The organism is Streptomyces sp. NPDC046727, from assembly GCF_040645635.1.
Classification (GTDB): domain Bacteria; phylum Actinomycetota; class Actinomycetes; order Streptomycetales; family Streptomycetaceae; genus Streptomyces.
This window is the reverse complement of record NZ_JBEYYR010000014.1, coordinates 59,033-72,639: the sequence shown is the minus strand read 5'-3', so window position 1 is coordinate 72,639 and position 13,607 is coordinate 59,033. Positions and strand designations below refer to the sequence as shown.

The window sequence follows — 13,607 nt, the reverse complement described above, 5'->3', positions numbered from 1 at the left end:
ACGGAGAGGAAGGCGGGCGGATGACCGGCGCCGGCCTCACTTCTGGTCGCCGTAGATGACTCCTCGTCCGTTCGTCCCGAAGTAGACGCGACCGTGGATCCGTGGGTCTCCGGTGATGGTGTTCCCGGTCCAGGCGTACTGGTGGCGGTCGTCGTTGATGCGGATCCAGGTCCGGCCCGCGTCGTCGGACCGGAAGATGCCGCGCACGCCGTGGATCTTGGAGCTGGTGTAGACGGCGGGGTACGTGGCGCCGGGTGCGGCCTTGCCGAATCCGACGACGTCACCCTCGTCCACCGCCTCGAACCTGGTGAAGGACGATCCGGAGTCGGTCGACCGCCACAGCCCGTACGGTGTGGGGGTGGTGGGCTTGGTGGTGCCGCCGGCCAGCCAGATGTCGCCCGCGTGGCCCGGCACCGCCTTGAACCGGACGTTGCCCGCCGTGGGCAGACCGGTCGCCGCCGTGGCCGTGAAGCTCTTGCCGCCGTCCGTGCTGAGGTAGAAGACGCCGGAGTTGTAGGCGTAGAACTTCGCCGGGTTGACCCGGTCGGAGCGCACGAGGGCCCCGGTCGGCAGCCCCTTCGACGCCGTCCAGGTGGCTCCGTGGTCGTCGGACCAGCTGACCGGCGCGCCGGCCGGTGACCACACGATCCGCCTGCCGTCGGCGCTGATGGCGACGGCCTGGTCTGCTTCTCCGGGCCCGGTGACTCCGGACGGCTCACGGCCCGACGGCTTCCAGGTGTCGCCGCTGTCGGTGGAGACGGCGAAGTGCTGGGTCCAGCCGCTGGTGGGGTTGCCGACCCGCACGATGGTGTGGGGTGCCAGTTCCGCGTAGTCCAGGGTCGTGGTGCCGCCGAAGGTCGGGCTGTCGTACATCTTCGGTGCCTTGTGGAAATCCGTGTGCCGGAAGCCGCCGACATCGCCCACGCCCGAGAAGAGGTGTGCTGCACCGGCGGGCGGGCTGATCACACAGAGGACAGAGGTTTCCTCCAGGCCCTGGGCCCGCACGGACAGGTGTACCGTGCCGCCGCTGTCCCAGTCGGTCAGGTTGTCGGCGCCGTAGATCGTCGCTCCGGTCCCGTACATGAAGTGGTCGGAGTCGAAGGGGTCGATCTGGACGGACTCCATCATCCAGCCCAGCTTCGGTGCGATCTCGGGCAGCGACGGCGAGGCGTTCCAGGTCAGCCAGGGGGCGGCGGAGATGTCGATGTCGTAGCGCAGGGTGCGCTCGGAGTTCGGGCCCTGGTCCCATGCGCGGGTCCAGCTCGCGCCGCCGTCGGTGGAGCGGAAGAGGATGCAGTCGGGGGACCACTTGACCTGGGTGGACACCATCAGGGTGTCCGGGTTCTGCCGGTCGATGGTCAGGCCGCTGTAACCGTACTGGTTGTCGTCGCTGGTGGACGGGACCGGGCTGATGCGGGTCCAGGTGTCGGTGGCGGTGTCCAGCTTCCACACGTCGCCCTTGGAGCCGTCGTAGGGGCCGGCGGTGTCGCTGGTCGCCAGGTACAGGTGGCCGCCCACGTGGTCGAAGACCGCGTGATGCGGGATGAAGCCGGTGGGCTGTCCGGGTACGCGTTCCCAGGTCGCTCCCGCGTCGGTCGACCGGTAGAGGATGTTGTCCTTGTCGGCGACGGTGACGTAGAGGGTCCGGGTGGCACTGCCCGCTCTGCCGGTGCGCTTGTCGAAGACGACTTGCAGGACGCCCAGGTTGTCGCCGTTGTAGCCGTCGGGGTCGGTGGGGTCGATGACGAAGTTGCCCGCGTTGGGGAAGCTGGTCACCTTCGCGAAGGTCTTGCCGTGGTCGGTGCTGCGCCACAGCCCGTGGCCCCCGCGCACTCCCAGGTAGAGGATCCTGTTGCGGTTGGGGTCGATCACCAGCCGCTCGCCGATGCCCCGGCCGGGCATGTTGCCGCCCAGCCGGAACGGCAGGGGGGTGGTCCTCCAGGTGCGGCCGCGGTCGGTCGAGCGCAGGATCGCCGCCATGCTCGGGTCCCATTCGGGGAGGGTGTAGGTGCCCGCCGCCAGGTAGACGCGGTCGGGGTCGACCTCGTCGGTGGCGATGCTGATGATGCCGGTGTGTCCGTACTCGTCCCAGCCGATCCAGTCGGTGAGGGGGATCCACCGCCGGAACGCCGTGTCGAGGCGGTAGGCGCCACCGATGTCAGTCCGGGCGTACACCAGCCCGGGCTCGCTCTGGTTGAAGACGATGCCGGTGACGAAGCCACCGCCGACTATCTCGGCGTTGCGGAAGGTGTAGGGCGCGTGTCGGACCTTCCCGGCCGCACGGGCGGACGTGGCGGAGGCAGCGGAGGGGGCGAGCACAGGGAGTGCGGCCGCGGCCACGCCGGCGGCCAGCAGTCCTCGGCGGGAGAGGTGCGGCGTAGGGGACATGGAGGATCCTGCCTTTCTCGTGCGGGCCTGTACTGGTCGTGTGCAGTGCAGCGGTCTCTCGCGCCGACCGGACGAGAAGGGCAACCTGGTCCGGATCTGCGCGGCCGGGCCCGGAGACCTGGCCGACCTCGGCCTCGGCCTCACGGGAGGAAGCCGGCAACGCTGGAACTACCGCCGGTCAGCCCATGCCCTGGAGGCGCCAGATCTGGTTCCTCTTGTTGTTCAGGGCGCTCGCCGGGTCGCAGGTCCACTGGTGGATCTTCGCGCCGGGTTCGGTCGAGACCCCGCTGACGTCCACGCACTTGCCGCTGTGCACCGCGACCAGTTGGTGGTCCTCGCTGTTGCCGAGCGCGGTGACGGGGTTGAGGGTGAACATCTGGTTCGTGGTGCCGCTGCAGGTCCACTGGATGACGGCGGCACCGTCGGCCGTGGAAGCGCCCGAGACGTCCAGACACTTGCCGCTGTGCTCGTTCACGACGGTGTACGTGTTCGCCCGGCCGGCCACCGGCTTGAAGTCCAGCATCTGCTGGTAGCCGCCCTCGCAGTGGTACTGCTGGTACTGCGTTCCGTCGGCGGTGGAGAGGTTGGTGTCGTCCAGGCACTGACCGCTGTGCTGGGCCACCGCGACCGTGGAGACGGTCGTGTTGGACGGCGGCAGCAGCGTGACGGTGTAGCCGTCCGCGGCGTCCGTCCACGGCACGCTCACCGAAGCCGCGTTGTTGCTCACCGTCAGGGTCTGGTCGGAGACCGTCACCGGACCCGTCACCGCGCCGCCGCCGTTGTTCGGTATGCGCTGGACCAGCGCGCGCACCCGGCCGTTCTCCACCACGGACGTGGTGTCGAGACGGTTGAGGCTGACGGTGACGTTCCCGGTGTTGCCGTTGTTGCCCAGCAGGATCTTCGCGTTGCGCGCGGAGTTGTCCTTCGTCGCCACCCCGTCGGTGTTCGTACCGGGCGTGAGCTTCACGAGGTTGCCGGTCTGGGAGCCGTAGTACCGGTACAGGAACCACTCGCCCAGCGGCAGATACTGACCGCCGGTCTTGGTGAGCAGGTTCGCCGCGAAGTCGTGCAGGTTGGCGCCCCACGCCCAGTTGGCGCGCAGGCCGTCCGCTCCGGCGCGCTCCAGACGGGAGATGTACCAGCCGCCGCGGCCGGGGTTCTGCTCGTTGTTGGCGGCGTACTCGTTGACCTGGAAGGGGCGGCCGGTCGTCATCGACCGCGCCGACAGCAGGGACTTGAGGGAGTTGCTGTGGGCGACCGGGTCTCCGGGGAGGTCGTGCCAGCTGTAGATGTCCGGCTCGACGTTGTTCGCCTTCACGTAGTCGAGGTACGTGGTCCACCAGCCGTTGTCCACATCGGGGTGGCCGCAGGTGCTCGCGCCGACGACGACGGCGCCGGGGAGGGCGGCCCGGATCTTCCGGTAGGCGCGCTTCCACATCTCCAGGTACTGGGGCATGCCGGAATTCCAGAACCCGGGGCAGTCGGGCTCGTTCCAGATGTCCCACTCGATGTCGGTCATGCCCGCGGCCTTCACGTCGCTGAGAAGGCGGTCGTAGAAGGCGTCGAAGCTGGACCAGTTGCCGTTGTCACCGGGGAAGGTGGGGCTGGTGGTGCCGTCGGCGCCCCACAGGTCGTGCGGCAGGATGACGAAGGTGCCGCCCAGCGCCTTGGTGCGCTTGTACTGGGCGAGGGTGGAGTTCCACCGGCGGTCGTACTTGCCGGCGACCCAGCCTCCCGGACTGTCCAGCTGGGCGCCGCCGGCCCGCTCCAGCTTCCACTTGATGTCCTTGTAGAAGTGGTCCTGAGGCAGCGAGCCGTCCTCGGTCAGCCCGTAGAGGGTGCCCGAGGCGTGGTACGTGGGGGCGCCCCCGACGGCGGAGAAGTCGACGGCGACGGTTGTGTCCGCGGCCTGTGACGAGCCGGCGGGCACCAGCGTCGCGGCCAGGGTGGCCAGGAGGGCGGCCCCTGACGCGACAGCTCGGCTTCGGATGCGGGTTGCGGCTCCTGAGGGTGCGGTGAGCGGCTTCATTCTGCGGCTCCTGGAGTGGAGGGAGGAGGAGAACCGGGGCCCGATGGGTCCCGGGCTTCGAGGCGGCCGCCGATCAGCGGCCGTCACGGTGTGCGTGGGCTTCGGCGAGGAGGAGGTAGGCGGAGGCGGTCCAGGTGTAGGCGCGGTCGCGCAGGCCGGTTCCGGTGAGGGCGTCGAAGTTCTCGGCGAAGCCGTGGGTTTCGCACAGGGCGCGGAAGCGAGCGCTGATCTCGTCGGCGAGGCGATCGTGACCGGCGCGGCGCAGGCCGTCCTCGACGAGGACGGTGGCGGGGGCCCAGATCGGGCCGCGCCAGTATCCGTCGGAGAGGTAGTGGGCTGAGGTGGGGAGTTCGGTGGCCAGTCCGTAGGAGGTCAGGTGGGCCTCGATCCGGGCGGCCAGGGTCTTGCCGATGCGCTCGGGCAGGTGCTCGCCCAGTGCCATCGGCATCAGGTCCAGCAGGCTGGAGCTGTCCCAGGTCGCGGCGCTGTCGACACCACGGGCCACGAACCGCTCTCCCGTCCACAGCTCGTCGAGCATCGCGGCCTGGGTCGCCTCGGCGGTACGGGACCAGCGCTGGGCCTCGTCGGGCCGGTCCAGTTCGGTGGCCAGTCGGGCGAGTTCGCGGAGCTGGAGTACGAGGAAGGCGGCCAGGTCGGCGGTGACGACCACGCGCTCGGGGTCGAAAGTGGTGGCGTTGTCCCAGCCGCTGTCATTGCCGTGCTGGTAGTGGGGCAGGGCGGCGCCCGGGGCACGGCGGACGGTGAGCCAGAAGTCCGTCCACCGTGCCAATCTGCCGTAGATCTCGGCGAGTTGCGCCCGGCTGAGGGGCTCGGGAAGCCGTCTGCGCAGGTGGGACAGCGTCCAGCCGTGGATGGGCGGTTTGACGAAGTTGTAGAGGACCTCGGAGTGGGTCACCGAGTCGGGCAGGGCACCGGTCTCGTCCTGGTGGTCGAAGGGCAGGGAGAACTGGTCCCAGGCCAGGGCGGGGACTCCGGGTGCCAGGGCGAGGGCGTTGAAGCAGTGGTCCCAGCTCCAGACCTTGTCCATCCAGTGCTTGGACATCAGCACCGCGGGCCTGGTGACCAGGGACACCGGGTGAACCGTCGCCGACCACAGCACGTAGGCGGCGAGTTCGGCGGCCGGGGTCGCGGACGAACGCCAGGGGGCCACCGCGTCGACAAACGCGGCGAAGGCCTTCTCCGCGGTCGCCACGACGGCGTCGAACGTCTCCGAGGGCGTGCAGGGGAGGCGTGCGCTGTCCAGTTCCTCGACAGTCGCCTCCCAGACTCCGCCGGAGCCCGCGGTGACGGTGACGCCTCGTTCGCCGCTACCGAGGGCCTGGCTGCCGGACACCCCGGTGACACAACCCGACAGCACCGTGATCCGGTAACGCCGCCCGGTCTCGTACGAGGTGAACACGTACGCCCCGTCCACCGGGTCGCGGTAGAAGTAGGTGCCCGTGAAGGGGGTCAGGGCGTCCGCCGCCGCGGTGATGCGCAGGCCGAGTCCTTCGCCGCGCAGGCGGAGGTTGTCCGGTGTGGCGTAGGCGAGGGCTACGCGCCCTTGCTCACCGGTCCAGCTGAGCAGGCCCGGAGTCGCCTCGACCCGGGTCTCCGCGCGCTCGCCCGTCGTCGCGTCAATGGTCGTGAGGCGCAGGATCGCGTGCATGCCGTTCTGGTGCGAGACGAGGTGGAGGTCCTCGGCCCGGGTCTTCTCCGCGAGCACGGGAGAGATGCCGAACCAGGAGCCGTGCGTACTGAACGGGATGTCATGGATGGAGAAGGCGGGGCCGGATCGGGCGGCGGTCATGTGGCGTGACTCGTTTCTTCCGCAGGGGGGCCGGCGGTGGCCGTGGGGTGGTCAGTCCTTGACGGCTCCGGCCGTCACACCGGCGGCGACGTAACGCTGGGCGAGGACGAGGATGAGCGTGGCGGGCAGCGAGGCCACGACGGCGGTGGCCATGATGGCGTTCCACTCCTGGTTGTTGTTGCCGATGTAGTGGTAGATGCCGAGCGTGATCGGCTCGTGGGCGCCGCCGCCCGCCAGGGTGCTGGCGAAGACGAAGTCGGACCACGACCACAGGAACGCGAACAGCGACACGGTGACGATCGAGTTGCGGCTCATCGGCAGCACCACGGACCGGAAGGCGCGCCAGGGCCCGGCTCCGTCCATCTGCGCGGCCTGGAGCAGTTCGCCGGGGATGCCGGACATGAACGCGGTGAAGATGAGTACCGCGAAGGGGACGGCGAGGGTGGAGTCGGCGACGATCAGGCCGGGGACGGACCGGAGCAGGCCGAGCTGGAGGTAGATGGCGTAGAAGCCCATCGCCATGATGATGCCGGGGATCATCTGGGCCACCAGGAAGAGGAAGCCGAGGGCTCCCCCGCCGCGCGGGCGGAGTTTCGCCAGCGCGTACCCGGCGGGCGCTGCCAGCGCCACGGTCAGCACGGCCGTGCCCAGGCCGATGACCAGGCTGGTGCCCAGGTAGGGCAACTGCTGGTCGAACACGGCGCGGTAGCCGGCCAGCGTGCCGTGCACGGGGAACAGGTCGGGCGGCGACTTGCGCATGTCCTGGTCGCGGGTGAAGGACACGTTGAGCATCCAGTAGACCGGGAAGAGCATGACGGCGGTGAGTGTCAGGCCGAGGACGGTCTTCCACCCCGTACCACGGAGGCGGTATGGCAGGTTCATGCCAATGCCTGCTTCCTCTGGACCCTCAGGTACACCAGGCCGAAGACGACGGCGGCGACGACGAGGAGGTTGCCGACGGCCGCGCCAGGGCCGAAGGCGGGCAGGAGGTTGCCGAAGCCGAGCTGGTAGGACCAGGTGGCGAAGGTCGTGGCCGAGTCCGCCGGGCCGCCCTTGGTCATGATCCAGATGATGTCGAAGACCTTGAGCGTGTAGACCAGCCCCAGCAGCAGGGTGATCGCGGACACGGGGCGCAGCAGCGGGAAGGTGATGCTCCAGAAGCGTCGCCAGGCGCTCGCGCCGTCCAGGGCAGCCGCTTCGTAGAGGCTGTGCGGGATGGACTGGAGGCCGCTGTAGAGCACGACCAGGTTGAACGGCACGCCGATCCAGACGTTCGCGATGATCACCGACGTCAGTGACCACTCCGGGGAGGTCAGCCAGTTCACCGGACCGATGCCGACGGCGTGCAGAGCCGCGTTGACGACACCGGAGTCGCTGTTGAGCATCCACGACCAGGTGGAGGCCGACACGATCAGCGGCAGCAGCCACGGCACCAGGAACAGAGCCCGCAGGGTCGCGGAGAGCTTGAAGTGCTGGTTGAAGAAGACCGCGAGGGCCAGGCCGATGGCGTACTGGAAGAACAGGCACACAGCGGTGAAGACGACGGTGTGGGTCAGGGCCGGTCCGAAGGTGGGGTCGTCGAAGACCGTCCGGTAGTTCGCGAGGCCGGTGAACGGCGCGTTGCCCTGGACGAAGGAGCGGACGGTGTAGTTGCGCAGGCTCAGGTCGAGGTTGCGGTAGAGCGGATAGGCGTAGAAGAGGGCGAGGTAGAGGGTGACCGGCGCGAGGAAGGCCCAGGCGATCCACTGCTGGGAGGCGGGGCGCCGGTGGGCGGTGGGCGGGGGCGGGGCGGCGGGGGCCGCCGCCTCGTTTCGGTCACGCACCGGCCGGCGGTCCGGCGGGTGTGTCATGCGATGCATCGGCAAAGCCCTGGGTCGCGGTGCCTGACGGTTCACCTGACGGCGTCCTGTGCCGCGGCGAGCGCGTCCTTGGGTGACTTGGAGCCGCTGAGGGCGGCCTGGACCGCCTTCCACATCTGCTCGGAGATCTTCGGGTACTTGGTACCGAGGTCGTCACTGGTGCGCCCCTTGGCGGCCTTGACCGCGTCGATCCAGGGCTTCAGCTCGGCGTTCGCCGCCGCCTGCTTGTCCTGGACCTCGCCAGTGGGGGCCACGTAGGACAGGGTGGTGTCGGTGTCGTACAGGTTATCGGCGCTGGTCAGGCAGGACACCAGCTTCTGGGAGGTGGCGTAGCGGCCCGTGTCACCCTGGACCGGGACGGTGACGAACTCACCACCCGTCGGGGCCGCGGCATTCCCGCCCGAGGCGCCGGGGACGGGCAGGACGCCGTAGTCGAAGCCGGCCTTCTTGGCGCCTGCGAGCTGCCAGGTGCCGTTCTCGGCGAAGGCGTAGTCGCCGCTGGCGAACTCCTGCCAGCTGGTCGTCTGAGTGTTGTTGAGCACCGAGTTCGGGGCGTACCCCTCCTTCAGCCAGTCGGTCCACAGCTTCAACGCCGAGGCACCCTCGGGAGAGTCGAGTTCGGTCAGCTTCGCGCCCGAACCCCATAACCAGGGCAGGAACTGGAAGCTGCCTTCCTCCGTGCCGATCGCCGAGAAGGTGATGCCCTTCTTGCCTGCCTTCTTGACCTTCGCGAGGGCCGCCGTCAGCGACTTCCAGTCCCTGACCGAGGCGATGTCCACCCCGGCCGCCTTCAGCACCTCCTTGTTGTAGTAGAGGGCCAGGGTGTTGGCGCCGATCGGCGTGCCGTAGGTCTTGCCGCCCGACTGACCGGCGGCCAGCAGGTTGGGGTCCACCTTCGAGGTGTCCAGCCCGGTGTCGTCGGTCGTGGTGAGCACGCCCGCCTCAGCCAGCGTCGACACCACCGGGTTGTCGACGATGAGGACGTCGGCGGAGTTGTCCTGCTGCGCCGCCAGCAGCACCTTGTTCGCCAGGTCGCTGGTGTCGAAGGCGGTCCGCTTGATCTTCACGCCGGCCTTGGTGCCGCAGTCGTCCAGCAGCTTCGCCCAGGCCGAGGTCCTGTCGAACTGCGGGTACGGGTCCCAGATGGTGTATGTGCCGCTGCCGGCGCCCTTGGTGTCCGTGCCGCCGGAGCCGGAGGAGCAAGCGGTGCCGGCGACGGCCACGACGGTCGACAGGGACACGGCGGCGAGCAGCCGTCTGGAGAAGCTGTGCATGGCGGGTCCTTGGCTTTGGGCACACGTGTGCCGTGGCAGGGTGACGGGCGAAAGCGGCACGCCGAACGGCGACGGTGAGCAATCGGGTGCCGGGTGACAGTGGGAAGGAGAGGAGGTGCGGAAGAAGGGCGGGGACGGGTAAGGGAGTCAGGCTTCGTCGGATGATGGGCCGGTGGCGGGTCCGGTGCTGACCCGCAGTGAGATCGGCGGTACGAGCAGGTGGTGCCGGGGCGGCGCACCGGGACGGTCGATCCGCTCGACGAGCAGGTCCACGGCCCGCCGGCCCATTTCCTCGGCAGGTACGTCCGCCGCGGTGAGCTGCGGGGTCACCGTCTCTGCCCACCGGGACGCGACGACCCCGGTGACGGAGAAGTCACGCGGCACATGACGGCCCGCGTGCGCGAGCCCCCGATAAAGGCCGCCGAGCGCGGCCTCGTTCAGCGTGACCAGGGCCGTGGTGGCCGGGTCGTCGTGCAGGATCCGCTCCACGCAGTCCTGGCCCGAGGCTGCATCGTCCCCACAGCAGTACGTCCGTACCGTCAGCCCGCGCTCGGCTGCGGCCTTCGCGAACCCGTCCAGCCCTCGGTGCGCGGACTCATAGCCGGCCCGCAGCAGCTGCTCGGGCCGGTTGACGAACGCGACCCGGCGGTGACCGAGATCCGCGAGATGGTGCACGCAGGCCGCCGCGAGCGCGGTGTGGTCCAGGCCGACCCACCAGCCGCCCTCCGGACGCGCGGTACGGCCTATGGCCACGGCCGGGAAGCCCAGTTCGGCCAGATGGTCGACCCGGTCGTCCCGCAGCCTGATCTCCATCAGGATCGCCCCGTCGACCCGCCGCTCCCCCAGCAATCGCTGGAAGGAGCGGTCGCTGTCCACACCGCTCGGGGACAGCAGCACGTCGTAGTCGTACACCGCGGCGGCCTCCACCACACTGCCGATGAAGTCCAGCTGCATGCTGGTGTAGTGGTTCCCGGCCGGCGGAAAGACCAGACCGATCGTGTTGGTCCGGCCGTTGGCCAGGGCCCGCGCACTTGCGTTGGGCCGGTAACCCAGCTCGTCGATGACGCGCCGGATCTTCCGGCGGGTGTCCTCCGACACCGGACGCTTGCCGCTCAGGGCGTACGACACGGTGCTCCGCGAGACACCAGCCCGCTTGGCGATCTCACCGATGTTCACAGCGACTCCTTCATCGAACCGATTCGCTGCCTCCGGAAGGGGAAGAAGCCTGTCGCATGCAGAGGATGGGAGTAGCGCGTCGACCCGGTGTCGAACCGGTTCGCTTCGATGGGAAGTTAGGAGCTGATCCGTCCGGGTGTCAATACCTCTCGCTCACCCTCGGAAACACATCGGAATCGAATGGGCGGGTAGAACAGGGGCGGGTGGAGAGCGCGGGCCCATGCCTTCGTGAGGCCTCTCGGTCATGGCGGGGCCGCAGGCCGTCGTGCCCGCGGCCCCGCTACGGCGTCGGGGTCAGGACGGGTCGCCGTACTGGAGGCCGCGTCCGTTGGTGCCGACGTAGACGCGCCCGTAGGTGTCGGGGTCGCCGGTGATGACGCCGACGCTGCCGATGGCGCCCCATTGGTGGGCATTGTCGTTGACGCGGAGCCAGGTGGCGCCCTTGTCGGTGGAGCGGAAGACTCCGGTGACGTTCTTGACGGTGCCGATCAGGTACAGGGCCTGGTAGCCGGTGCCCGGCTTGGCCTTGCCGAAGCCGAGGGCCGAGGCGGACTGCACGGACCGGAGCGTGGTGAAGGTGCGGCCGCCGTCGGTGGAGTGCAGCAGTCCCTTGTCACTGCCGGCGATCCACAGGTCCCCTGCGACGCCGGGGACGGCCGTGAGCCGGCCGGAGGGCAGGTTGCCGGCGCGGGCGGTGAAGGTCGCGCCGCCGTCGGTGCTGGCGTAGAGGGTGCCGCCGGACAGTGAGTAGAAGGTGCCGGCCGAGGAGCGGTCGGCGACGACCACGGCGTCGGTGCCCAGGCCGCCGGCCTTCGACCAGGTCGCCCCCTTGTCGGTCGAGCGGTACGGGGCCTGGCCGGCCTCGGTCCACACGATGGTGGAGCCGTCCGCGGAGAGCGCGACATGGCCGTCCTGGGCGGCGGCCACCGGCTCCGCCGGGAAGCCCTTCCAGGTGCGTCCGCCGTCGGTGGAGTAGGCGCCGTCCTGCGCGCCGCCCCGGCCGACGCGGACCATCATCGAGGGGTGGGACTGGGCGAAGTCGATGTCAGTGCTGTTGCTCATCAGCGGGTTCGTCAGCCGCCCGGAGGGCACCTTGGTCAGGGAGTCGTGCCGGAAACCGCCCTGGTCGCCCATGGCGGTGATGACGGTGGCGCCGCCGGGCGGGGCGATCGCGTCCATCAGTGCGGTCTCCTCCAGCCCGCGGGCCCCGCTGCTCCAGTGGCTGGTGCCGCCGCTGTCGGAGGCATTGGCGTCCTTGCTGCGCATGATGCCGTTGCCGGTGCCGTACAGCACGTGCCCGGAGTTGAAGGGGTCGATGGCCAGGGCGGTCATCCAGTGCCCGGTGTGGGTGCCGACGTAAGGCGCGGCGGAGGCGCTGCGGACCGACTTGTCGGCCAGTGCCTTCCAGGTCGTGCCGCCGTCGGTGCTGCGGTAGATCTCGTCCTCGGGGTACCAGCGGTCGAGGGTGGTGACCATCACCGTGGACGGCTTGCGCGGGTCGACGGCCAGACCGGAGAACCCGTAGGAGCCCTGGGACGGGGAGATGTTCTTCCACGCTCCCCTCGTCGGCGTGTACTTCCACACCGCGCCCGCCGTCACGCCGTTGGGTCCGAGGTTGTCGGTGTACGTCAGGTACAGCGAGCCGTCACCGGAGACCACGCCGTGCTGCGGCAACTGGCCGGTGGGCTGCCCGGAGACGGCCTGCCAGGTGTCGCCGCCGTCGGTCGAGCGGTACAGGGAGGTGGACTTGTCGTTGACGCCGACGTAGACCGTCTTGCTGCCGGCCGGGCCGTACGTCACGAAGGAGATGCCGGCGCCGCTGCCCGCCCCGTCCTTGACGGGGAACGAGGAGACCTGCCTCCATGTCACGCCGTAGTCGGTGCTGCGCCACAGGCCGTTCTTGCGGGTGCCCAGCAGCAGGGTGCCGTGGTGCGCGGGGTCGATCACCAGCCGTTCGCCCGCCCCGCGGCCGTCCTCGTTGCCGCCCACCTTGAAGGGCAGATCGGTGCGCTTGAAGGTGCGGCCCCGGTCGGTGGAGCGCAGGATCGCACCGCTGCCCGCCCAGCTGTTGGTGTAGGTGCCCGCCGCGAGGTAGAGCCGCTCGGGGGCGACGGGATCGGTGGCCAGCGCGTCGATGCCCAGCAGGTTCCAGTCCTTCTCGCCGATCCAGTCGGTCAGCGGGATCCACTGCTCGGCCCCGGTGTCCCAGCGGTAGGCGCCGCCCATGTCGGTGCGCGCGTACAGCAGGCCCTTCTCCCGCGGGTTGAAGACCAGTCCGGTGACGTAACCGCCGCCCACCACCTGCGCGTTCTTCCACGCATACGGTCCGGCCGCCGCCGTGGTCGGCGCACCGCCGGCCCCGGACGCCTGTGTCTCGGCCGTTTTCACCAGCTTCCACTGCTGACTGGCGCTGCCGCTGCTCGGATACTGGACGACTGCCGCGCCATCGGCCGTGGAGCCCCCAGAGACGTCCAGCAGCTGGCTGCTCCTGCGGGAGGTGAAGGTGACGGCGCCGGAACCGCTCGCCTCCTCGATCCGCCACTCCTGGGAAGTGGAGGAGCTGTCGGTCTGCTGCTCGACTCCGGCCCCCTTCGCGGTCGAATTGCCTGCTGTGCCCAGCACTTTGCCGCTGTTGCGGTTCACCAGCTCGTAGTAGCCGTCCCCGGTGGGCTTCAGCCTCCACTGCTGGTTGGCGGTGTTCTGGTCGGTCCACTGCTGGATACGGGTGCCGTCGACGGTGGAGAAGCCGTTGACGTCCATCACCTTGCCACTGCGCACGGAGACCAGCCGGTAGTAGGCATGGCCGTCGATCGTCGCGGCCTGCGAGTCCTCCTGGGCGAACAGGAGATACGGCACGACGGCGGCGGGTCCACCGAGCAGCAGACCGGTGGCGGTCCAGCGACGGCGGTGACGTCCGCGGCGCCCGCCGTTCGTGGGGTTGTTCATGGGGGGTGTTCTCCTTGCGTACCGTTCACCAGAGGGCGACGGATCCGTGCACCGCAGTGACCGGATCCGACTCCTTGTGGTCACAGGCACCGCATAGGTTGCCGTGCGCCAGAACCTTTTTTCAC

The 13,607-nt window shown here is 69.5% G+C and carries 8 protein-coding genes; all 8 read right to left on the bottom strand.

Translation table 11 applies throughout. From position 1 onward, the window contains the following. Window positions 1-36 precede the first annotated feature (36 nt). Complete coding sequence (locus ABZ937_RS19410) at window positions 37-2,388, bottom strand: xyloglucanase (protein WP_361693334.1); 2,352 nt, start codon at window positions 2,386-2,388, stop codon at window positions 37-39. Between the two features lie 178 nt (window positions 2,389-2,566). After that, window positions 2,567-4,417, bottom strand: coding sequence for an RICIN domain-containing protein (locus tag ABZ937_RS19405; protein ID WP_361693332.1), 1,851 nt, complete (start codon window positions 4,415-4,417; stop codon window positions 2,567-2,569). A gap of 73 nt (window positions 4,418-4,490) precedes the next feature. After that, window positions 4,491-6,227 carry a trehalase family glycosidase gene (locus ABZ937_RS19400; protein WP_361693330.1) on the bottom strand — a complete coding sequence of 579 codons (1,737 nt, stop codon included), beginning with the start codon at window positions 6,225-6,227 and terminating at the stop codon, window positions 4,491-4,493. 51 nt (window positions 6,228-6,278) lie between these two features. Further along, window positions 6,279-7,109 carry a carbohydrate ABC transporter permease gene (locus ABZ937_RS19395; RefSeq protein ID WP_361693328.1) on the bottom strand — a complete coding sequence of 277 codons (831 nt, stop codon included), beginning with the start codon at window positions 7,107-7,109 and terminating at the stop codon, window positions 6,279-6,281. Continuing rightward, window positions 7,106-8,086 (bottom strand): sugar ABC transporter permease, encoded by a 981-nt coding sequence (locus tag ABZ937_RS19390; protein ID WP_361693326.1) that lies wholly within the window; start codon window positions 8,084-8,086, stop codon window positions 7,106-7,108. The genes ABZ937_RS19395 and ABZ937_RS19390 overlap by 4 nt, the downstream gene beginning before the upstream one ends. A gap of 32 nt (window positions 8,087-8,118) precedes the next feature. Then, window positions 8,119-9,360 (bottom strand): extracellular solute-binding protein, encoded by a 1,242-nt coding sequence (locus tag ABZ937_RS19385; RefSeq protein ID WP_361693324.1) that lies wholly within the window; start codon window positions 9,358-9,360, stop codon window positions 8,119-8,121. Between the two features lie 147 nt (window positions 9,361-9,507). Continuing rightward, window positions 9,508-10,536: a LacI family DNA-binding transcriptional regulator gene (locus tag ABZ937_RS19380; RefSeq protein WP_361693322.1), complete on the bottom strand. Its 1,029-nt coding sequence runs from the start codon at window positions 10,534-10,536 to the stop codon at window positions 9,508-9,510. Window positions 10,537-10,830: 294 nt separating this feature from the next. Then, entirely contained in the window at window positions 10,831-13,482 is a 2,652-nt protein-coding gene (locus tag ABZ937_RS19375; protein WP_361693320.1) for an RICIN domain-containing protein, read from the bottom strand. Window positions 13,483-13,607: the final 125 nt, after the last annotated feature.

Bases quoted from the DNA above. Each gene is read 5' to 3' on its own strand.
- ABZ937_RS19410 (WP_361693334.1), bottom strand. From the start codon at position 2,388: ATGTCCCCTACGCCGCACCTCTCCCGCCGAGGACTGCTGGCCGCCGGC.
- ABZ937_RS19405 (WP_361693332.1), bottom strand. From the start codon at position 4,417: ATGAAGCCGCTCACCGCACCCTCAGGAGCCGCAACCCGCATCCGAAGC.
- ABZ937_RS19400 (WP_361693330.1), bottom strand. From the start codon at position 6,227: ATGACCGCCGCCCGATCCGGCCCCGCCTTCTCCATCCATGACATCCCG.
- ABZ937_RS19395 (WP_361693328.1), bottom strand. From the start codon at position 7,109: ATGAACCTGCCATACCGCCTCCGTGGTACGGGGTGGAAGACCGTCCTC.
- ABZ937_RS19390 (WP_361693326.1), bottom strand. From the start codon at position 8,086: ATGCATCGCATGACACACCCGCCGGACCGCCGGCCGGTGCGTGACCGA.
- ABZ937_RS19385 (WP_361693324.1), bottom strand. From the start codon at position 9,360: ATGCACAGCTTCTCCAGACGGCTGCTCGCCGCCGTGTCCCTGTCGACC.
- ABZ937_RS19375 (WP_361693320.1), bottom strand. From the start codon at position 13,482: ATGAACAACCCCACGAACGGCGGGCGCCGCGGACGTCACCGCCGTCGC.